Genomic DNA, 19,716 nt, shown 5'->3' with positions numbered 1-19,716 from the left:
GCTAGCGGTCCGCGGCGCCGAGCCGCTCGGCGAGCGGTCGCGGCAGGGTGTGCATGGACTCGGCGCGCAGCAGGGTGACGAAGTGGTCGTCGTCGAGCAGGCGGCGCAGGGCGTTGACCACGAAGACCAGCCGGCTCTGGGTCAGGGCGGCCTTCTTGACGAGGAGCTTCTGCCGGTCCGTCTCCTTGCGGTAGGCGCGCACCAGGGCGTCGGCCGTCACCCGGACACGCGGCCCCCCGCCTTCCCTCGCCCCGGACCGTCCCGCCTTGCCGCTGGTCTTGCGCTGTTCGATGATCTTGCGGATGGCCAGCACCTGGTTGCCCGGCAGGGCCTTGCGCTCATAGGCCTCCGCCAGGGCGTCCTGGACCTCGCGGTCGCCGGCCCTGGCGATCTCCATGGCCACGGTATGGGGGATGACGCCGCGCTCGACCGCCGCGATCAGCCGCTCCTCGCCATTGTCGAGCAGGAAGCAGATCGCCCAGACATATTCGGCGCTGAAGTCGGTCTTGGTCGCGATCTCCTGGGTCGAGTATCCTCGGTCCTTCAGGGCCCCGATCTCCCTGACCAGCTCCAGCGGTCGATGCTGACGCCGGGCGAGGTTCTCAACCAGGCTCATGACGAAGCAGTCTTCCTCGGAGGCCTCGGTGACCACCGCGGGGATTTCGCTCTGCCCGAGGGCCACGAAAGCCTCCAGCCGACCCTGCCCGCAGATCAGGTCGTAGCCGCCGTCCGGTCGGGCGCTGACGGTGATGGGCTTCTTCAGGCCGAGGTTGGCGATGCTGGTGACCAGTTCCTGGAACACCCGCTTGTTGCGGGTGCGCGGGTTCAGCACCGTGATCGCCGCCACCGGGATGCTGCGGATGTCAGGCGCGCCGTCGGTCATGCCGCCACGCGGATCGCGGCGCGCCGGGTGAGGTCGAAGAAGGGTTCGAGACCGTCGAAGCGGAAGGCGTCGAGGAAGACGCCGTTCGCTTCACCCATGCGCACCTTGCCCATCGGCCCGACGTCGAGCCAGGGCAGCAGGTAGTAGTCCCGGACGTCGGTGTTGTCCGCGTCCATGCGCACGGCGATGGTGATGTCCGGCTTGAGGCTGGAATCCAGCCGAACCTTCCAGCGCAGTCCGCCGGCGGAGGTCCTCGAACAGCGGATGACGGTGACCGAGACGGTGAACTCCTGGTTCACCGTGAGCAGATCGGTGGCGGGATCGACGACCACCGAGCCGCCCAGATGCTCGATCTGGGCGATGGTCTTGGCGACCACCTCGGGGTGCAGCGCGCGCAGGACGCGGTTGGTCTCGAGGAACCGATAGTCGCGGTCCGGCGAATAGCCGACCAGCGCATAGGCGCGCAGCAGCGTCCCGAAACGCTGGCGGTAGGTCGAGCTCGACGGCATGTCCTCGACCTCGTCGATCAGCAGTCCCGACAGGCAGCCCTTCTCACCGAGGAGCACCGTCAGCCGGTCGAGCAGCTGCTCGTCGGTGAACCGGCGCGTCCGGTCGGCGATGATCCGCTGGGCGGCGGCGAAGAACTCCGGGTCGACGATGCCGTCGAAGACGCCATCCGCCCGCACCCACATGTCGGGCGCGTTGAGCACCCGCTTCTTCTTCAGCTTGAAGGAGACGCGGTTGTAGACGTTGTTGCCGATGTATTTCTCGTTGGTCAGGACCTGGTGCACCGTCCCGCGGGTCCAGGGCCGGTCGAGGTCGGTCAGGACGCCTTCCGTATTCAGCAGGACGGCGATCTCCCGCTCCGACCGCCGCTGCAGCACGAACATCCGGTAGATGCGCTGGACGACATCGATCTCCTCCTGCGGACCGGCGGTCAGAACGACGCGGTCGGTCTGCAGGCTCTTGTGTTCGCCCCGGTCGAGCAGGGCCTTAGGCCTGCGCTGCTCGTCGACGAGTTGTCGGCGCAGGCCGAACCCAGCCGGCCCGCCCTGGCGGTAGCCGAGGCTGATCAAACGGCACTGGCCGGTGAAGACCTTGGCGGAGAGCTCGCGGCTGTACTCGCCGGCCATGGCCCGCTTCATGCCTTTGATGATGGTGGCCGTGAGGCTGCCGTCGTTCTCGAACTGCTCGGCGCAATAGTGGACGCTGATACCGGCCTCGCGGCACAGGTACTCGTAGTAGGCGCTCTCGTCGGCGTCCTGGAAGCGGCCCCAGCGGCTCACGTCATAGACCAGGATGACCTTGTAGTCGGCGCGCCCCGCCTGGACGTCGGCGAGCAGTTGCTTGAGCGCCTCGCGTCCGTCGATCCTGAGGCCGCTCTTGCCCTGGTCGGCGTAGGTCCGCACGATCTCGAAGCCGCGCTGCTCGGCGTAGACCTGGATGATGTCGGCCTGGTTCTCGGTCGAGTATTTCTGATGCTCGGTCGACATGCGGACGTATTGCGCCGCGCGTACAGGGACGCCGTCGGTGACGTTCGGACTGGACTCCCAACGGCTCATTAGGGGTTCCCCTGCCTCCAGGCGTCTCACCTCCATCAAGCGGCGGCGTCGCGACATCTACGGGGGAGAGGCGCTGAATGTCGCCTACGCAGAAGGACCGAAAAGTTCGGTCGGAATCCGGAAGAAGTTTTCTTCAGCGGACGCCTCCGGAGCCCGAGCCCAGCTTCGCCGAGGCCATCGCCGACGCGCTTCGGCGGGAGTTCGGCGGGACCCCCGGCGCGGTGAAGAAGGTGGTCCGGCTGACGCGCGCCAACGAGCGCGCCGTCCGCAACTGGTTCGAAGCCAAGAACGCGCCCAGCGGCGAGAACCTGGTGATCCTGATGCGCCATTCCGACGAAGTCTTGGAGGCCGTTCTTCGGCTAGCGGACCGTCAGGACCTGGTCGCGGCGCGGAAACTCTCGGCCGCCCGGGAAAAGCTCCAGGAGATGCTGGCGATGATCGACGAAATCCAAACCGGATGAAAGCCCAATGGCCTGAAAGGAGAAGGGCCGAACCGGACGCTTGACGTCCGCTCAATGTTCCCTCTTTGTTCGCGTCATGCCTTACCGGAAAACCGTGCTGGTCGAATGGCAGTGGGTGGGGGAGCGCCGGGCCTACTTCGTCCGCCCCGGCACGCGTTCGCGGCCCTGGATCTGGTTCAGAGACGGAGAGGTGCCCGCCTTCGAGGAGCAGACCGCGCGCTTCATCGTCGAGAAGCGCGCCGGCCGTTGGGTGGCGGTCGAGAAGCTCGAACCGTCGGCGGATGGGCTGCGGCAGGAGCGATAGCTCCTGACGCCCTGTTTCGGAACTTCTCGACCGTTCGTCTTCGGGTTTCTCGTTCGCCGCCTTTCGATTTCGATTCCACGAAACGACTGGAGACAACCGATGACCCAGGTTCAACCGCCGCTGAAACGCACGATCAAGAAGCCGGAACTTCGCCAGATGGTGCCGCTCGCCGACAGCACCATCTGGGAGATGGAGCAGCGCGGCCAGTTCCCCAAACGCTTCCTGCTGACCCCGCGCTGCGTGGTCTGGGACCTTGGCGAGGTCGAGGCGTGGTTGGCCCATCGCCGGTCCAGCCCGATCGCCCGCGCCGCGCCGCCGGACGTCCACAGGCGTCGCGCCCGGCCCGTTAAATCCCAGCCGGCCAGGCCCGATCAGATCGGGCTCTGAGCCGGCGCTGGGTCAAGCCAGCGGCGGCGGCGCGCCCTTCTGATCATGAGGGCCGCCAACCTGTCGGCCGACCGGCCTGATCCGCTCCCAGGCGGCCAGCACCGGCAGCACCACCAGCGTCAGCAGCGTCGCCGTCGTCAGGCCGCCGATGACCACGGTCGCGAGCGGCTTCTGGACCTCGGCGCCCGGGCCGAAAGCGAAGGCCATCGGCACGAAGCCCAACACCGCGACCAAGGCGGTGGTCAGAACGGCCCTCAGGCGACTGACCGCCCCGTCGAGCGCAGCCTCGGCGGGAGGAACGCCCTCGCTCAGCCGCTGACGGATCGCCTGCATCAGCACCAGGCCGTTCAGCGTCACCACGCCCGAGACGGCGATGAAACCCACGGCGGCGCTGATCGACAGCGGCATCCCCCTGATCAGCAAGGCCAGCGCACCGCCGACCAGGGCCAGCGGCACGCCGGCGAAGACCAGGGCGGCGTCTCTGAACGACCGCAGCGCCACGACCAGCAGCAAGCCGATGGTCAGGAAGACGACAGGCACGATCAGTCCGAGCCGGGCGCTCGCCCGTTCGAGGTTCTCGAACTGGCCGCCCCAGTCCAGCCAGCCGGCGGGGGGCGGCCTGACCTCGCGGGCGACCCTGGCGCGGGCCTCGGCGACGAAGCCGCCCAGGTCGCGGCCGCGGACGTTGGCCTGCACCACGATGCGGCGCTTGCCGTTCTCGCGGCTGATCTGATTGGGGCCTTCCGACGTGTCGAACCGGGCGACCGCCGACAGCGGCACGGTCGGCGCGCCGGACTCCGCATCCTCAGGCATGACCGGCAGCTGGGCCATGACCGACGGATCGTTGCGCAATGGATCGGCCAGCCGTACGACGACGTCGAAACGGCGGTCGCCTTCAAGGACATGCCCGGCCTCGCGCCCGGCGAGCCCGATGGCCAGGGCGTCGGCGGCGTCGCTGGCATGAATCCCCTGGGCGGCGGCCACCGTGCGGTCCACGGTGGCGGTGATGGTCGGCTGGCCGGAAATCTGCTCGACCCGGACGTCGGCCGCGCCGTCGATGCCGCGCAGGATGGTCGCCACCTGCTCGGCGGTCGCGCTCATGGCGTCGAAGTCGTCGCCATAGACTTTGACCGCCACGTCCGATCTGACCCCGGCGATCAGCTCGTTGAAGCGCATCTGGATCGGCTGGGTGAACTCGTAGCTGTTGCCCAGCAGCTTGCCGAGTTCGGTCTCCATGCGCTCGACCAACTCGGCCTTGGGCAAGCTCGGGTCCGGCCATTCCTTGCGCGGCTTGAGCATGACGAAGGTGTCGGAAATCGACGGCGGCATCGGGTCTGACGCCACCTCGGCGGTGCCGGTGCGGGTGAAGACCAGGGCGACCTCGGGCATGGCCTTCAACGTCCGCTCGACGCGGAACTGCATGGCCTGGCTCTGTTCGAGCGAGGTCGACGGGACGCGCAGCGCCTGGACCAGCAGGTCGCCTTCGTCGAGCGTCGGCACGAACTCGCGGCCGAGCATCAGGAAGGCCAGCACGCCGGCCAGCAGGGCCACAGCGGCCCCGGCGAGGATGGTCCGCGGCCGTTCGATGGCCCAGGCCAGCAGCGGCGCGTAGCGGGCCTTTGCGAGGCGCGTGACACGGGTCTCCTCGTGATCGGCCTTCGGCTCGCGAACCCACAGGGCCGCGACCGCCGGGACGAAGGTGAAGCTCAGGACGAAGGCGCCGAGCAGGGCCAGCATGACGGTCGCGGCCATCGGCCCGAACATCTTGCCTTCGACCCCCTCGAACATCAGCAGCGGCGCGTAGACCAGCAGGATGATCGCCTGCCCGAAGGCGGCCGGGCGGGCCATCTCTCGGGCAGACGAGGCGGCGACCGACAGACGCTCGGAGGGGGTGAGGGCGCGGCCCTCCGCATCCCGCTTCATCGCGAGCCGCCGCAGCGTGTTCTCGATCACCACCACCGCGCCATCGACGATCAGGCCGAAGTCGAGCGCGCCCAGGCTGAGCAGGTTGGCGCTGATGCCGAACCGGTTCATCGCCGAGGCGGCGAACAGGAAGCTGAGCGGGATAACCAGGGCGGTGATGATCGCCGCCCGGACGTTGCCCAGCGCGAAGAACAGCACCGCGATGACCAGCGCCGCGCCGAGGGCGAGGTTGTGCTCGACGGTGCGGATGGTCGCCTCAACCAGCTGGGTGCGGTCCAGCGCCGGGCGGATCATGACGTCGGGCGGCAGGCTGGGCGCGATCTCCTTCAGGCGCTGGCCGACCCTCTTGGCGACTTCGCGAGAGTTCTCGCCCTGCAGCATCAGGGCGGTGCCGACGACGGTCTCGCGGCCGTTGGCGCTGGCCGAGCCGAGGCGCGGAGCGCGGCCGATCTCGACCGTGGCCACGTCCGACACGCGGATCACCTGGCCGCCGCGATTGAGGATCGGGGTCCGCGCCAGTTCCTGCAGGCTCTTCACGCGGGCGTCGGCCCGCACGATGTAGGCCTCGCCCGCCCGGTTGACGTAGCCGGCCCCGGCGATGCGGTTGGCGTGCTCCAGCGCTTCCACCAGTTGGACCAGCCCGACGCCGTAGGCCGCGAGGCGCGCGGGATCGGGATGGACCGCGTATTCCTTGACGTAGCCGCCGAGGACATCGACGCCGGCCACGCCTCTCACGGTCTTCAGCTGCGGCGCGACGATCCAGTCCTGGACCGTGCGCAGATAGGTCGCCTTCTCCTCGTCGGTGACCAGCCGCTCGCCCTCGGGCGTGATGTAGGGGACGCCGGTCCCGGCCGGCCTGCCCTTGAACTCGATGGTCCAGATGTAGACTTCGCCGAGGCCCGTCACGACCGGCCCCATGGAGGGCGTCAGGCCGTCGGGCAGGTCTTCCCGCGACGCCTGCATCCGCTCGTTCACGAGGCTGCGGGCGAAGTAGATGTCGGTGCTGTCGGTGAAAACGGCGGTGATCTGCGAGAAGCCGTGCCGCGACAGCGAGCGGGTCTCGGTCAGGCCGGGCAGCCCGGCCAGCGCCGTTTCGAGCGGGAAGGTGACCTGGCGCTCGACCTCCTCCGGCCCGAGGGCGGGAGCGACGGTGGTGATTTGCACCTGGCGGTTGGTGATGTCCGGCACCGCGTCGATGGGCAGCTTGATCAGCTCCCGCGCGCCGAGCACGGCGAGGACGGCGGCCAGCAGCAGCACCAGCCAGCGGAAGCGGACGGAGGCGTCGATGATCCTGTCAAGCATGGTCAGTGTCCGTGCTCGGCTTCGCCCTTGGCCAATTCGGCCTTGAGCAGGAAGGCGCCGGGACCGGCGATGCGCTCGGAGCCCGTGAGGCCGGAGAGGATCTCGGTGCGGCCGTTGGCGGTGCGGCCGGCGGTGACCGGTCGGGCGCGGAAGCCCTCGCCCTCGACCACGAAGACGGACGGCCTGCCCTCGACGGTCTGGACCGCCTCGCTGGGCACGACCAGCGCGCCAGTCCCCTGGCTGGACGTCAGCCGGGCGGAGAGCACCGCCCCGGCCGGCGGCGTGAAGCCGGTCGGGCGGGCGCGAACGGTGACGGTCCCTCTTTCGTTCGCAGGGGCGATGGCGGTCACGACCCCCACCACGACCTGCCCGTCCGCCGTCCGTCCGGTGACGGTGTCGCCGACCTTCAGCAGGCTGGCGGCGGCCGGCGGGGCGTCGAAGACCAGTTCGATCCGGCTGGCGTCGGAAATCGCGGCCACCTCCTGATCCTCCTCGTGCAGCACCTGGCCGGGCGAGGTGGTCAGCCGGGTCACGACGCCCGAGACGGGGCTGCGCACGACGACCCGGCCATCGGAGGCGGGAGAGCCGTAGGCGGCCAGCCGGGCGCGGGCGGCGCGCAGTTCAGCCTCGGTCCGGCGGGCTTCGGCCTCGGTGATGTCCAGCCGGGCGCGGGCGATGAAACCGCGCTCGAACAGGGCGCGGTCGCGGGTCAGGGCGGCGCCGGCCGCATCGGCCGACGCGGCGGCGGCGTCCACCGTCGCACGGGCGCCGGCCCCCTCCGGGCTGCGCAGGGTGACAAGCGGCGAGCCCGCCCGCACCGGACTGCCCGGGCCGACATGAACCTGCAGCACGGTCCCCGGCAGCGGTGCGTCGACGACCGCCTCCGCCCCCGGCGCGAACTCGACCCGGCCGGGCAGCACCAGCTCCGAGCCGCCGCCGCGTTCGAGCGCGACGACCGTAACCCCCGCCGCGGCGGCCTTGGCCGGCGACAGGGCGACGACGCCCTCCTCGCCGCCTTCCTCGTGGCCCTCCTCCTCGGCGTGCTCGCCGTGCGCCTCGGTCTTGGCAGGCGCGCCGGGCATCAGCTGGGCGGCGCCGAAACCCACGCCCAAGGCGACCACGACGGCGACGCCCGTCAGGAGCCAGTGTCTTTCGATATTCATGTCGGTTCTCGCTCGGCGCGCCGCGCCGGTGGGCGGCGGCCAGACTGATGTGCGCGTGGGCCCTCGCAGCTTCGGGCGGCCGCGGAAGGCGTCTCAGGTCAAGGGCGGCGGCCGCGACGCGGGGGTCAGCAGCCGACGCGCGCCATCAGGCGCGAGGCGGACGTTCCAGCCCCGAGGACGGCGCGAGATGGAGCGCAATGGCGGCGGGCCAGGCCAAAGCGCCGCTGAGGGCGGTGGGGGTGAGAGCTTGGGCAGAGCCCGGCATGACGCCAAGATGGGGCGCGTGGCAGCACCCGTGCGCGCAGGCCGCGGCGCAGTCGCCGCAGCCGTCCTCGCCGCAGGGGTCGGTCTGGACGCTGCCAATCCGGTCGTCGACGGCCAACTCGACCCCGGCAGGAGCCGGCGCGCAGGCCTGGCTCTCGACGGGCAGCGCGACGGTCGCCAGGGCCAGCAGCAGGGCCCCGACGAAGCCGAGCCGTCCAAACCGGTGCAGGGCCGCCTTCAACATGAGGCTGGCCGTAGCACGACCATGGGCGCCTGTCTCTCGGCGCGGCGCAGCATTCAGGAGGTCCCGCAAAGCGCGGCCAGATCAGCGGGCAGCGGCATGGGTCGGGTCGGAGGGACGTCCGCCCCGCCGGTGTTGCCCTCGGGCAGCCAGCCGAACAGCGACAGCACGCCGCCGCCCGCGAGCCGAAGCAGTTGGCCGCGAATCTCTCGCGAATCCTTCCGGCGCCACCCGACCTTCAACATCAGCCAATGCGACGCGGTGTGTGGCGCGAACCAAGGCTGGCCGAGAATGTGCGCTCGTTCGAGTATGCCAAAGCAGCGGTCCAGCTCACCGGCCCAGTAGGCAAGGCGGGCGGCCTCGATGGTTTCGCGGTAGGCGGCCAGGCGGGCGGGCGACTTCAACGGGGGCATGATCAGGGTCTCGCGGCAATGGCGTCATCCCGGCGTTCCTGCCGGGCCTGCGCGACGATCTGCCAGGCCGACCGCAGGAAGATGACGGCCAGCACCAGGCCGACTATGAGATCGGGCCAGCGCGAGCCGGTCAGCCAAACCGCGGCGCCGGTGATGGCCACCCCCAGGCACTGGATAAGGTCGTTGCGGGTGCAGAGCCACACGGACCGGACGTTGGCGTCGCCGTCGCGGTACTTGGCGAGCAGGATCGCCGCGACGAGGTTCGCCGCCGCGCCGAACAACCCCAGGCCGGTGATCGCCAGAGCTCCGGGCGGCGCGCCCTCGATCAGCCGCCAAAGGGCGAAGCCGAGCACAGACAGCCCGACGACGCCCAGGCTGGCGCCCTTCACCAGCGCCGCACCGCTGCGCACGGCGACGCTCTTGCCGATGGCCCATAGACTGAGAGCGTAGGTCGCCCCGTCCGCCAGGAAGTCGAGGGCGTTGGCCGCGACCGACGCGGAGCCGGCCAGCAGGCCGCCGGACGCGACCACCCCGAAGGCGCCGAGATTGATGGCGATCACCCAAAGCAGGGCGCGACGATATTCCGGTGTCGCGCCGTCGAAGGGCGCCGAGTGGCCGCAACAGGCTGAGACGGGTTCGGCGGCGGGGTGGGGGGTGCTCATGACGCCACCCTGCATCCTCTAGCCACTAGAGGATCAAGCCCCCATGTTGCTGTTTCTGACCGGGAGACTTCCATGAGCGCGCTGACCATCGGCCGATTGTCAAAGGCCGCCGACGTGAAGGTCCCGACCATCCGCTTCTACGAGCAGATCGGCCTCATGCCCGAACCCGACCGCACCGACAGCGACCGCCGGGTCTATGGCGAGCCAGCGGTCCATCGCCTCAAGTTCATCCGCCATGCCCGCCAGCTTGGCTTCGAGATCAAGGACATCCGGGCCTTGCTCGGCCTCTCTGATCGGCCGGACACCCCGTGCGACGACGCCGACCGCATCGCCAACGCGCACCTGGCCCTGATCGACGAAAAGATCGCCCAGCTGAGCCGGCTACGGGACGAGTTGACCCGGATGGTCGGCTGTGCGGCGGGCACGGCGAGGGACTGCCGGGTGATCGAGGTGCTGAGCGATCATTCCCTGTGCGGTCCGGGCGCTCATTGAACGCCATGACTTGTCGGCCGCGGACGGCGCGGCGCGAGGATTTCTGATCGTCGCCGTCCCAAGCCGCGTCGTCGGCGCGGCGCTCGTCCGGTCAGAGCCGCGGATCGAAGCGAGGGCCGGCCGTTTCCGGGATGACCAGCACCGGGGTGTAGGCCCGTCCCGCCTCCCACGCCTCGACGGCGTTGGACCACTCCTGGGCCATGTGCCGGCGCTGCGCCTCGAACTCGGCCTTGTTGTAGACGCCGCGCGACGACCGCTCCTCGTGGGCGAGGCATTTCTCGATCCAGTCGGAGTTGAAGCCCATCTCGTGCAGAAGCGTCGAGGCGGTCCGCCGCAGGTCGTGGACGGTGAAAGGCTCCAGTGGCAGATCCTTCTCGCGTGCCCGCTCCGCAATGGCGGTGGTCACCCGGTTGAAGGTGGCCCGCGACATCGGCGCATCGGCGTCGTAGCGCGACGGAAGGATGTAGCGGGAGTTCCCGGCGCAGGTCTTCAGCGCGATCAGGATGTCCAGCATCTGCGTCGACAGATAGACGTTGTGCGGCCGCGACCGCTTCATCCGCGCCGCCGGGATCGACCAGACCGCGCCCTCGAAATCGACCTCTGTCCAGACTCCGTCCTGGAGTTCGCTCTTCCTGACCATGCTCAGCAGGATGAACTTCAGCCCCAGCCGGATCGTCGGCAGCGTCGCAACGTCGCCGAGAAGCCCCAGCATGATCCGAATCTCGGTCGGCGACAGCGACCGGTCCCGCGGACGAAAGGTGGCGATCGACGCGGGCCCGACCCCGTCGGCCGGATTGTCGATCCTCTCGCCGTGCAGGATGGCGTAGGCGTAGATCTGTTTGACGATGTCGCGAACGTGGATGGCTGTGGCCGGCGCGCCGCGATCGACGATCGTCTTGCAGTGCGCCCTCAGGTCGTCCGGCGTGATCTCGCTGAGCAGCCGGCTGCGCCAGGTCGGCAGCACCTCACGATTGAAGATGGCCCGTCGCATATTGCGGGTGCTGTCGGCCATGGGCGCATGGTCCATCCATCGCTGCGCGACGTGCTCGAAGCTGCGGGCCTCCTTCAGGCGGCGCTTCGCGCGCTGCTTCTCCAGCGCCGGAGACACCCCGTCCGCGATCAGCCGCTTCGCTTCGATCACCTTTTCCCGCGCCTTGGCGAGCGATAGGCCGGCCGGCCCGTAGGACCCGAAGGTCACCGTCTCGCGTCGGCCGTTGAAGCGGTAATCGTAGCGAAATGCGATCCCGCCGGCAGGCGACACCAGGACGTACAGACCGTCCCTGTCGGTCATTTTGTAAGACTTTGATTTTACGCGGATATTCCGCAGCGCAGCGTCCGTAAGCATGGCAAACTCGTCCCAAAATACCGTCAGGCCGTTTCGGGGTTTTTGGATGCCAATTTTCCCTTTTAAATCAGGAATTTGGTCCGAAAAAATACCGTCAGGCCCTCGACGTCAGGGTGACGGTATGGGCACGGCGCCGTACGGACAACGGGAAGCCATACCGTCAGAAATGACGGCATCACGCTTTCGAAACCCTCCGAAAGGCTCCGAAGGGTTGTGAGAGAATTCACTTTTTTGTCAGTGACTTAGCGGAATGTTCGGAAGCGGTGTCGAATGGTCCCGAAAGGCCCGGACTATTCCCACTCAATGGTGCCTGGCGGCTTCGACGTCACGTCGTAGACCACCCGGTTGACGCCGCGCACCTCGTTGATGATCCGCGTCGCCGTCCGGCCCAGCACCTCCCAGGGGAACTCGAAGAAGTCGGCCGTCATGCCGTCGGTCGAGGTCACCGCCCGCAGGGCCAGGACGTTCTCATAGGTGCGGGCGTCGCCCATCACGCCCACGGTCTTGACCGGCAGCAGCACGGCAAAGGCCTGCCAGATCTTGTCGTAGAGGCCGGCCTTGCGGATCTCGTCGAGGTAGATGGCGTCGGCCTGCTTCAGCACCGCCACCTTCTCAGGCGTAATCTCGCCGGGGATGCGGATGGCCAGGCCCGGGCCCGGGAAGGGATGGCGGCCGACGAAGTCCGGATGCAGGCCCAGCTCGACGCCGAGCACCCGCACCTCGTCCTTAAACAGCTCGCGCAGCGGCTCGACCAGCTTCAGCTTCATATAGTCGGGCAGGCCGCCGACGTTGTGGTGGCTCTTGATCACCGCGCTGGGCCCGCCCCGGGCCGAGACGCTCTCGACGACGTCCGGATAGAGGGTGCCCTGGGCCAGAAACTGGGCGCCCTCGATCTTCGCCGACTCCTTGTCGAAGACGTCGATGAACAGCTTGCCGATGATCTTGCGCTTGGTCTCTGGATCGCTGACGCCGGCCAGCCCGCCGAGGAATTCCTTCGATGCATCAACGTGCACCAGCGGAATATTATAGTGATTCCTGAACAGCGAGACGACCTGATCGCTCTCGCCCGACCGCATCAGGCCGGTGTCGACGTAGACGCAGGTCAGCTGGTCGCCGATCGCCTCATGGATCAGCACCGCCGCCACCGAGCTGTCGACGCCGCCCGACAGGCCGCAGATCACCCGCCCCTTGCCGACCTGCTCGCGGATGCGGGCCACCGCCTCGTCCTTGAAGGCGGCCATGGTCCAGTCGCCGGTCAGACCGGCGATGCGATGAGTGAAGTTGCGCAGCAGGGTGGCGCCGCGCGGGGTATGCGCCACTTCCGGGTGGAACTGCACGCCGTAGAACCGGCGGGCCGGATCGGCGATCACCGCGAAGGGCGAGCCGGGCGAGGTCGCCAGCACCTCGAAGCCGGGCGGGATGGCGGTGATCTTGTCGCCATGGCTCATCCACACCGTCTCGTGGTCGCCGATGTCGCCGAGGCCTTCGAGCAGGTCGGAGCCGCGCAGGATCTCGATCTCGGCGCGGCCGAATTCGCGGTGATGGCCGCTCTCGACGCTGCCGCCCAGCTGGGCGCACATGGTCATCTCGCCGTAGCAGATGCCCAGCACCGGCACGCCCAGCTCGAACAGCCGCTGGCTGGCGCGCGGCGTCTCGTCCTCATGGGCGCTGGCCGGGCCGCCGGACAGGATCACCGCCGCCGGTTGGAAGTCGTCGAGGATGGCCTCGACCTTGTCGAACGGATGGATCTCGCAATAGACCCCGCTCTCCCGGACCCGGCGGGCGATGAGCTGAGTCACCTGGCTGCCGAAGTCGACGATGAGGACGGACTGGTGGTTCATTTTTTGCGATCCAATAGCGCTGCGAAGAAGCCGTCCGTGCCGGCCGTGCGAGGGGTGAGACGCAGGTAGCCCTGCGGCGTCAGGTGCTCGGGGAAGAGCTTGAGCTTGCGGACCTTGAAGTCGGCGTTGCGGGCGACGAAGGCCTCGACCTGTTGCTCGTTCTCCTCGGCGAAGAAGGAGCAGGTCACATAGACCAGCCGGCCGCCCGGCTTCACAAATTCACTCGCCTGATCAAGCACCTTGCGCTGTTCGTTCAGACGGCGTTGCAGGCTGTCGGGGCTTAGTCGCCATTTGGCGTCGGGATGGCGCCGCCAGGTGCCCGAGCCGGTGCAGGGGGCGTCGACGAACACCAGGTCCATCTCGCCCTGCAGGCCGTTCAGCGGCTCCTTGTTCAGCGGCGTGCGCAGTTCCAGGTTAGTCACGCCCGCCCGGGTGGCGCGCGGGATGATGTCGGTCATCCGCCGCGCGTCGCTGTCGTAGGCGTAGATCTTGCCGGTGTTGCCCATCGCCGCCGCCAGGGCCAGCGTCTTGCCGCCGCCGCCGGCGCAGTAGTCGAGCACCTGCTGGCCAGCCACCTCGCCGGCTACCGCCGCCGCCATCTGACTGCCCAGGTCCTGGATCTCGAACCAGCCCAGGGCGAAGGAGGGATGGATCTCCACCGACGCCGCCCGCTCGGCCGCCGCCGGGGCCGGCACCCGCAGGGCGTCCGGCAGCACGCCCGCCGGTTCCGCGCCCATGTCGTCGAGGGCTTTGAGCACCTCATAGGCGTCGCTCTTCAGCCGGTTGACCCGCAGGTCGACCGGCGCCCGCTGGGCGAAGGCAATGCCCTCTTCGACGCGATCCTTGCCGAAGGTGCGGGCCATGCTGGCCTCGATCCAGTCGGGATAGTCGCCCTGCACATCGGCCTTGGCGCCCTTGAGCGACGGTTTGGCCTTCAGGGTGGCGGTCTCATGCTCGGTCAGGGCGCCCGGCCCATGCGGGTCGGCGCAGGCCTCGGTGATCCGCTCCAGCTCCCAGTCCCAGATCCAGCGCAGGGCCGCCAGCGCCCGGGCGCGGTTGCTCTCCTCGCCCATCATATAGGCCAGCGACCGCTGCCGGCGCAGCACGTCCAGCGCCAGCCCCGACACCCAGGCCCGGTCCTTGGACCCGGCATACCGGGCCCCGTCGCTCCAGGTCTTCAGCGCCAGCCGAACCGGCTTGTGGCGCAGCTCGATATCATCCAGCACCTGGATCGCCGCCGCGATGCGTCCGCCATCCCTCACTGGGTATCCTCACTCACGTCAATTGGAGCCCTGGTAGTTCGGGGCCTCCCTGGTGATCATCACGTCGTGCACATGGCTTTCGCGCAGGCCCGCGTTGGTGATCCGAACGAATTTGGCCCGCGCCTGCAGCTCAGGGATGGTCGGCGCGCCGACGTAGCCCATGGCCGCCCGCAGGCCACCGACCATCTGGTGGATCACCGGACCGATCGGACCCTTGTAAGGGGTCTGGCCCTCGATGCCTTCCGGCACCAGCTTCTGGGCGTCGGTGACTTCCTTCTGGAAGTAGCGGTCGGCGCTGCCGCGGGCCATGGCCCCCAGCGAACCCATGCCGCGATAGCTCTTGTAGGAGCGGCCCTGGTAGAGAAACACCTCGCCGGGGCTCTCGTCGGTGCCGGCGAACATCGAGCCCATCATGGCCGCCGAGGCGCCCACGGCGATGGCCTTGGCCAGGTCCCCGGAAGACTTGATGCCGCCGTCGGCGATGACCGGCACGCCGCTGTCGCGGGCGGCCCGCACGGCGTTCTCGATGGCGGTCAGCTGCGGTACACCCACACCGGCCACGATCCGCGTCGTGCAGATCGAGCCGGGCCCGATGCCCACCTTCACCGCGTCGGCCCCGGCGTCGATCAGGGCGCGGGCCCCGTCGTAGGTCGCCACATTGCCGGCGACGATCTGCACCCGGTTGGTCTCGCGCTTGAGGCGGGCGACCGCCTCGCTGACCTGGCTGGAGTGGCCGTGGGCGGTGTCGATGATCACCACGTCGACCCCGGCCTCGACCAGAGCCAACGACCGCTCGAACCCGGCGTCACCGACGGTGGAGGCGGCGCCGACCAGCAGCCGACCCTTCTCGTCCTTGGCGGCCAGCGGGTGGGCCTGGGCTTTCTCGATGTCCTTGACGGTGATCAGGCCGACGGCGCGGCCCTCCTCGTCGACGACGATCAGCCGCTCCAGCTTGTGGCGGCGCAGCAGCTCCTGGGCCTCGGCCCGCGACACGCCCTCGCGCACCGTGACCAGCCCCTCGGCCGTCATCAGCGCCGCGGCAGGCGTCGTGCCGTTGCTCTCGAACCGCATGTCGCGGTTGGTCAGAATTCCGACGAGAATTCCGCTGTCCGGCTCAACCACCGGAAATCCCGAGATTTTCCGCCGCGCCTTGATCTCGAGGATCTCGCTGAGCGTTGTCGTCGGGTTGATGGTCAGCGGGTTGATGACCATGCCGCTTTCGTAGCGTTTGACCTCGCGCACCTGGTCGGCCTGTTCCTCAACCGTCAGGTTGCGGTGCAGGATGCCCATGCCTCCGGCCTGGGCCATGGCGATGGCCAGCCGGCTCTCGGTCACCGTATCCATGGCGGCCGACACCAACGGGATGTTAAGCCCGATCTCGCGCGTCAATTTTGTTTCGGTCGAAACCTGGGTCGGCATCACATCCGACGGACCGGGTTCAAGCAAAACATCGTCGAAGGTGAGCCCTTCGCGAATCTCCATGAGACTCTCCGTTTTGCGGGCCGCGTATGTGTCAGCAGGCTGGGGAAGTCAACGGCTGTCAGGGCTTTCCGTCGGCCAACAACGCTTCCAGGTCGCGCCCGCCGTACAGAATCCGGACAATGCCCACCGTTTCGCCGGCGACCTCGAAGGCGATGGTCACCCGCCCCTCGAACCCCATGGTTCGCAGACCGGGTCGAATGTCTTCACGGAGCGTGCCTCGTTCGGGAAAATGCTGAAGGCGAGAGCAGGCGTCTCTGATCCGCCTTGTATAGGCCATCGCAACAGAAGGCGTTGCGTGTCGGGCGATATACAACGCCAGTTCATTCAAGTCGGCCTTCGCCGCTGGTCGAAACTCAACCCTGTGACGCTTCATTCTGCTGGACGATCATGGCCTGAAGCTTGGCTTCGAGTTCATCGAAGACCTCATCAGCCGGAATGCTCGGCCGCGGATCGTCCATAGCTTCCTGCACCTTCTTGCGAAGCCATTCATTGTAGGCCAGTTCCTTGTCCTCAAGCGCCCGCAGGCCGGCGCGGACGACCTCGCTCGCCGAGGCGTACTCGCCCGAAGCGACGCGGGCCTCGACCTTCTGTTGATAGGCGCCGAGGGTGACGGTGATGGGGCGGTTGGTCCGAGGCATGAGCGGCTCCCTATATGACATAGTCATACACTCACCTTTCGGACCGGCGAAAACGCAAAGTTGTGAGGGGCCTTGAGCACGAAACCAATGTTCCTTATTTGTTCGCGCCATGCAACCCACACTCTTCGGTCCTGCACCTGAACCACCCAACCGCGATCCGGTGTTCTTCGGCCTGCGTCCGCCGCCGGCCGCGCGAGAGGCGATCGCCGGAATTGGTCAAGCGCTGCGGAGGGCCCATGCTCTGAAAGGTCGCCCGAGGCCGACCGCCACGCTCCATCTCAGTCTGCACGGTTTGGCCGCCAGCGCGGACGAAGCCGCCTGGCTGCTGATCGACGCCTGCCGTGCTGTGGAGGCCGTCGAGACCCCAGCGTTCGAGGTCCGCTTCGACCGCGCCCTGACGTTCAGGAGCCGGGCGCTCAAACCCCTGGTGCTGCTCCCCGACGAGACCAGCAAGGCCGCCATAGTCCGGCTGTGGAGCGACATTGGCGAGGCGCTCCACCGCGCCGCCCTGCCCGCGGCCCGCCAGATCGAGCCCCACATCACCCTGAGCCGGGATCCGGACGCCTTGCCGGCGCGGGCCGTCCCGCCGATCGGCTGGACGGTGGAGGCGTTCGATCTGATCTGGAGCCACTACGGCGAGGGTCGCCACAGCTTGCTGCACCGCATCCCGCTAGGGCCGCGCCCCGAGAGGTGAATCGGCCGCCTGTTCAGCCGCCCTTGAACCCCGTCGCCGCCAGGAAGACCTCTGAACTGTCGGCCCGGCTGGCCTTGGGCTTGATGTGCTGCACCTTGTCGAAGTGCTTCTTCAGCCGGCCGATGACCTCCGCCGTCTCGCCGCCCTGGAAGGCCTTGGCAATGAAGGACCCGCCGGGTTTGAGCACCGCGACGGCGAAATCCACCGCCAGCTCGATCAGCCCGACGATGCGGATGTGATCGGTCTCGCGGTGGCCGACGGTGTTGGGCGCCATGTCCGACAGCACGATGTCCGGCTGGCCGCCGAGCAGTTCCATCAGGCGCGGGCCGCAGGCCGGGTCGGTGAAGTCCATCTGGATGATGGTCGCCGGGCTCAGGGGATCGACTTCCAAGAGGTCGACGCCGACCACCGGCCCCGCCCCCCGCTCCAGCGCGATCTGGATCCAGCCCCCCGGCGCGCAGCCAAGGTCGATGATCTTCGTGCCCTTCTTGATCAGCTTCAGCTTGTCGTCGATCTCGCTCAGCTTGAAGGCGGCGCGGCTGCGGTAGCCCTTGGCCCGGGCTTCGGCCGAGAAGGGGTCGTTGATCTGCCGTTCCAGCCAGGCCTGCTGGCTGGGCGTGCGTCGGTAGGCGGTCTTCAGCCGGGCCGGCTTGTGGCGGCCCGCTTCCAGCCCGCCGGATGGCGGCTTCACCATGCGGCGGCGCGGAGGTTCTTCGTCGGTCATGCGGCCGCTTCTACAGGTCTCCGCCCCCGACCGCCACGACGGCGACGACGCGGCCGTTGTTCGCTCATCAGACTCATCAGGATGCCCTCGCGCAGGCCGCGGTCGGCGACCCGCACCCGCGAGCAGGGCCACAGCTCCTGAACCGCCTGCAGAATGGCGGCGCCGGCCAGCACCAGGTCGGCGCGGTCAGGCCCGATACAGGCCTGGGCGGCCCGCTCGGCCGGAGTCAGGGCGATCAGCCGGTCGGCGGCGGTCTCGCACTCGGTTCGGGTCATCCACATGCCGTCGACGCGGTTGCGGTCGTAGCGCGGCAGATTCAGGTGCAGGCCCGCCAGGCTGGTGATCGCCCCGGAGGTGCCGACCATATGGGCGCGGTCGGCCTGGAACACCTCGCGCAACGGCTCGGCGTGCGGAAAGGCGGCCAGCACCTCCTTCACCGCCTCGACCATCGAGCGGAACCAGGCTTCGGAGGCCTTCTCCCCCTCGGGAAACCGCTCGGCCAGGGTGACCACCCCGATCGGGATCGACAGCCAGGCCTTGATGGGCAGCTTCCAGGCCGCGAACTGGCGGGGCCGCAGGTCCAGCCCCTGCCCCTTCAGGTCGACCCAGGAGAGCTCGGTCGAGCCGCCGCCGACGTCGACCACCAACGCCGCCTCGGCCTCTCGGTCCAGCAGGTTGACGCAGCCGGCGACCGACAGCTGGGCCTCTTCCTTGGGCGCAATGATCTGCAGCTTCAGGCCGGTCTCGTCGGCCACCTTCTGGATGAACGCGGGACCGTTCTCGGCCCCGCGGCAGGCCTGGGTGGCGATGGCCCGAAAGCGGACGCACTTTCGGCGGCGGACCTTTTCAGCGCAGACGGTCAGGGCCGCCATGGCCCGTTCCATCGCCGCCTCCGAGAGCCGGCCGGTCTGGGTCAGGCCTTCGCCCAGCCGCACGATTCGGGAATAGGCCTCGACGACGCGGAATCCGCCCGGCGTCGGCGTCGCCACCAGAAGGCGGCAATTGTTCGTGCCCAGGTCGAGCGCCGCATAGCACGGCGGCCCGCCTTGCCCGCGCGGGCCGGAATCCGGCCTGGGGCGGGCGCTTGGCGCCTCCGACATGGTTGTCACCTGTCTGCGCGGACGCCGTGGATCGGCGCCCGGTTTCAAGGCGACCTTAGAGCACAGTGTCGCAGGCAGGAAGGGCTGGGCTTGCCGACTCTTGCATGATGACTACGTTCAGCATTCAGTCAGGCGTGGGGCGTAGACTATGGCCACTATGAACACTCAGCTCGCCAAGTTCGCCATTGGACAGGTGGTTCGGCACCGGATCTTCCCGTTCCGCGGGGTGATCTTCGACGTCGATCCGACCTTCTCCAATACCGAGGAATGGTGGAACTCCATTCCTGAGGACATCCGCCCGCGCCGGGACCAGCCGTTCTACCATCTGTTGGCCGAGAACGACCAGAACACCTACGTGGCCTACGTCTCGGAGCAGAACCTGCTTCCCGACGACAGCGGCGAGCCGGTCGGTCACCCCCACACGGCCCTGATCTTCGACGGCTTCCAGGACGGCCACTACAACATGCGGCCCCGAGTGGCGCACTAACCCACCATCCCGTCATCCTAGGCCTTGTTGTTCAGCCCGGGGACATAGCGGACACCTGTTCGGGGACATGGCTGACACTTTGCGAG

Annotated in this window: 21 protein-coding genes; 6 read left to right on the top strand and 15 right to left on the bottom strand. The window is 68.4% G+C overall.

Features of this window, described 5'->3' with window-relative positions; translation table 11 throughout:
• Window position 1: 1 nt before the first annotated feature.
• Complete coding sequence (locus tag AC1RSK_RS23025) at window positions 2-883, bottom strand: plasmid partitioning protein RepB C-terminal domain-containing protein (protein ID WP_492910024.1); 882 nt, start codon at window positions 881-883, stop codon at window positions 2-4.
• Window positions 880-2,445: a recombinase family protein gene (locus AC1RSK_RS23020; protein WP_492910023.1), complete on the bottom strand. Its 1,566-nt coding sequence runs from the start codon at window positions 2,443-2,445 to the stop codon at window positions 880-882. Before AC1RSK_RS23020 ends, AC1RSK_RS23025 begins: the two co-directional genes overlap by 4 nt.
• 221 nt (window positions 2,446-2,666) lie before the next feature.
• Here AC1RSK_RS23020 and AC1RSK_RS23015 point away from each other — a divergent pair, with 221 nt between their 5' ends.
• From AC1RSK_RS23015 to AC1RSK_RS23005, 3 genes are all read left to right on the top strand, one after another.
• Window positions 2,667-2,906 (top strand): hypothetical protein, encoded by a 240-nt coding sequence (locus tag AC1RSK_RS23015; protein WP_492910022.1) that lies wholly within the window; start codon window positions 2,667-2,669, stop codon window positions 2,904-2,906.
• Window positions 2,907-3,000: 94 nt separating this feature from the next.
• Complete coding sequence (locus AC1RSK_RS23010; RefSeq protein WP_492910021.1) at window positions 3,001-3,210, top strand: hypothetical protein; 210 nt, start codon at window positions 3,001-3,003, stop codon at window positions 3,208-3,210.
• Window positions 3,211-3,309: 99 nt separating this feature from the next.
• Window positions 3,310-3,597, top strand: coding sequence for a helix-turn-helix transcriptional regulator (locus AC1RSK_RS23005; protein ID WP_492910020.1), 288 nt, complete (start codon window positions 3,310-3,312; stop codon window positions 3,595-3,597).
• A gap of 12 nt (window positions 3,598-3,609) precedes the next feature.
• On the opposite strand, the gene AC1RSK_RS23000 is transcribed toward AC1RSK_RS23005, so the two are convergent.
• The 5 genes from AC1RSK_RS23000 to AC1RSK_RS22980 form a co-directional block, all read right to left on the bottom strand.
• Window positions 3,610-6,822 carry an efflux RND transporter permease subunit gene (locus AC1RSK_RS23000; RefSeq protein ID WP_492910019.1) on the bottom strand — a complete coding sequence of 1,071 codons (3,213 nt, stop codon included), beginning with the start codon at window positions 6,820-6,822 and terminating at the stop codon, window positions 3,610-3,612.
• A 2-nt stretch (window positions 6,823-6,824) separates the two neighbouring features.
• Window positions 6,825-7,985, bottom strand: a complete 1,161-nt coding sequence (locus tag AC1RSK_RS22995; RefSeq protein WP_492910018.1) for an efflux RND transporter periplasmic adaptor subunit — start codon at window positions 7,983-7,985, stop codon at window positions 6,825-6,827.
• A gap of 145 nt (window positions 7,986-8,130) precedes the next feature.
• On the bottom strand, window positions 8,131-8,493 hold the full coding sequence (locus tag AC1RSK_RS22990; RefSeq protein WP_492910017.1) for a hypothetical protein: 363 nt from the start codon (window positions 8,491-8,493) through the stop codon (window positions 8,131-8,133).
• A gap of 53 nt (window positions 8,494-8,546) precedes the next feature.
• Entirely contained in the window at window positions 8,547-8,903 is a 357-nt protein-coding gene (locus AC1RSK_RS22985) for a DUF3703 domain-containing protein (protein WP_492910016.1), read from the bottom strand.
• Between the two features lie 2 nt (window positions 8,904-8,905).
• Entirely contained in the window at window positions 8,906-9,565 is a 660-nt protein-coding gene (locus AC1RSK_RS22980; RefSeq protein WP_492910015.1) for a cation efflux transmembrane domain-containing protein, read from the bottom strand.
• A 72-nt stretch (window positions 9,566-9,637) separates the two neighbouring features.
• On the opposite strand from AC1RSK_RS22980, the gene AC1RSK_RS22975 reads away from it, so the two are divergent.
• On the top strand, window positions 9,638-10,057 hold the full coding sequence (locus AC1RSK_RS22975) for a MerR family transcriptional regulator (protein ID WP_492910014.1): 420 nt from the start codon (window positions 9,638-9,640) through the stop codon (window positions 10,055-10,057).
• A 91-nt stretch (window positions 10,058-10,148) separates the two neighbouring features.
• Here the strand turns inward: AC1RSK_RS22975 and AC1RSK_RS22970 are convergent, their stop codons facing one another.
• The 6 genes from AC1RSK_RS22970 to AC1RSK_RS22945 form a co-directional block, all read right to left on the bottom strand.
• Window positions 10,149-11,402: a tyrosine-type recombinase/integrase gene (locus AC1RSK_RS22970; protein ID WP_492910013.1), complete on the bottom strand. Its 1,254-nt coding sequence runs from the start codon at window positions 11,400-11,402 to the stop codon at window positions 10,149-10,151.
• Window positions 11,403-11,692: 290 nt separating this feature from the next.
• A complete protein-coding gene (guaA, locus tag AC1RSK_RS22965; RefSeq protein WP_492910012.1) occupies window positions 11,693-13,243 on the bottom strand; it encodes a glutamine-hydrolyzing GMP synthase in 1,551 nt (516 codons plus the stop codon).
• Entirely contained in the window at window positions 13,240-14,505 is a 1,266-nt protein-coding gene (locus AC1RSK_RS22960; protein WP_492910011.1) for an RsmB/NOP family class I SAM-dependent RNA methyltransferase, read from the bottom strand. The genes guaA and AC1RSK_RS22960 overlap by 4 nt, the downstream gene beginning before the upstream one ends.
• 18 nt (window positions 14,506-14,523) lie before the next feature.
• Window positions 14,524-15,987 carry an IMP dehydrogenase gene (gene guaB / locus AC1RSK_RS22955; protein WP_492910010.1) on the bottom strand — a complete coding sequence of 488 codons (1,464 nt, stop codon included), beginning with the start codon at window positions 15,985-15,987 and terminating at the stop codon, window positions 14,524-14,526.
• 58 nt (window positions 15,988-16,045) lie between these two features.
• A complete protein-coding gene (locus tag AC1RSK_RS22950; RefSeq protein ID WP_492910009.1) occupies window positions 16,046-16,360 on the bottom strand; it encodes a type II toxin-antitoxin system RelE/ParE family toxin in 315 nt (104 codons plus the stop codon).
• On the bottom strand, window positions 16,341-16,625 hold the full coding sequence (locus AC1RSK_RS22945) for a type II toxin-antitoxin system ParD family antitoxin (protein WP_492910008.1): 285 nt from the start codon (window positions 16,623-16,625) through the stop codon (window positions 16,341-16,343). Before AC1RSK_RS22945 ends, AC1RSK_RS22950 begins: the two co-directional genes overlap by 20 nt.
• 109 nt (window positions 16,626-16,734) lie before the next feature.
• On the opposite strand from AC1RSK_RS22945, the gene AC1RSK_RS22940 reads away from it, so the two are divergent.
• Entirely contained in the window at window positions 16,735-17,319 is a 585-nt protein-coding gene (locus AC1RSK_RS22940; protein WP_492910007.1) for a 2'-5' RNA ligase family protein, read from the top strand.
• Window positions 17,320-17,332: 13 nt separating this feature from the next.
• On the opposite strand, the gene AC1RSK_RS22935 is transcribed toward AC1RSK_RS22940, so the two are convergent.
• On the bottom strand, window positions 17,333-18,043 hold the full coding sequence (locus tag AC1RSK_RS22935) for an RlmE family RNA methyltransferase (protein ID WP_492910006.1): 711 nt from the start codon (window positions 18,041-18,043) through the stop codon (window positions 17,333-17,335).
• Complete coding sequence (locus tag AC1RSK_RS22930) at window positions 18,040-19,143, bottom strand: Ppx/GppA phosphatase family protein (RefSeq protein ID WP_492910005.1); 1,104 nt, start codon at window positions 19,141-19,143, stop codon at window positions 18,040-18,042. Before AC1RSK_RS22930 ends, AC1RSK_RS22935 begins: the two co-directional genes overlap by 4 nt.
• 157 nt (window positions 19,144-19,300) lie before the next feature.
• Between AC1RSK_RS22930 and hspQ the strand changes: the two genes are divergently transcribed.
• On the top strand, window positions 19,301-19,630 hold the full coding sequence (hspQ, locus tag AC1RSK_RS22925; RefSeq protein WP_492910004.1) for a heat shock protein HspQ: 330 nt from the start codon (window positions 19,301-19,303) through the stop codon (window positions 19,628-19,630).
• The last annotated feature ends 86 nt before the right edge of the window (window positions 19,631-19,716 follow it).

The organism is Caulobacter sp. GW821-FHT11A05 (assembly GCF_058809015.1).
Note: the sequence above shows the minus strand (reverse complement) of the source record. Positions and strands in the feature narration are given on the sequence as shown.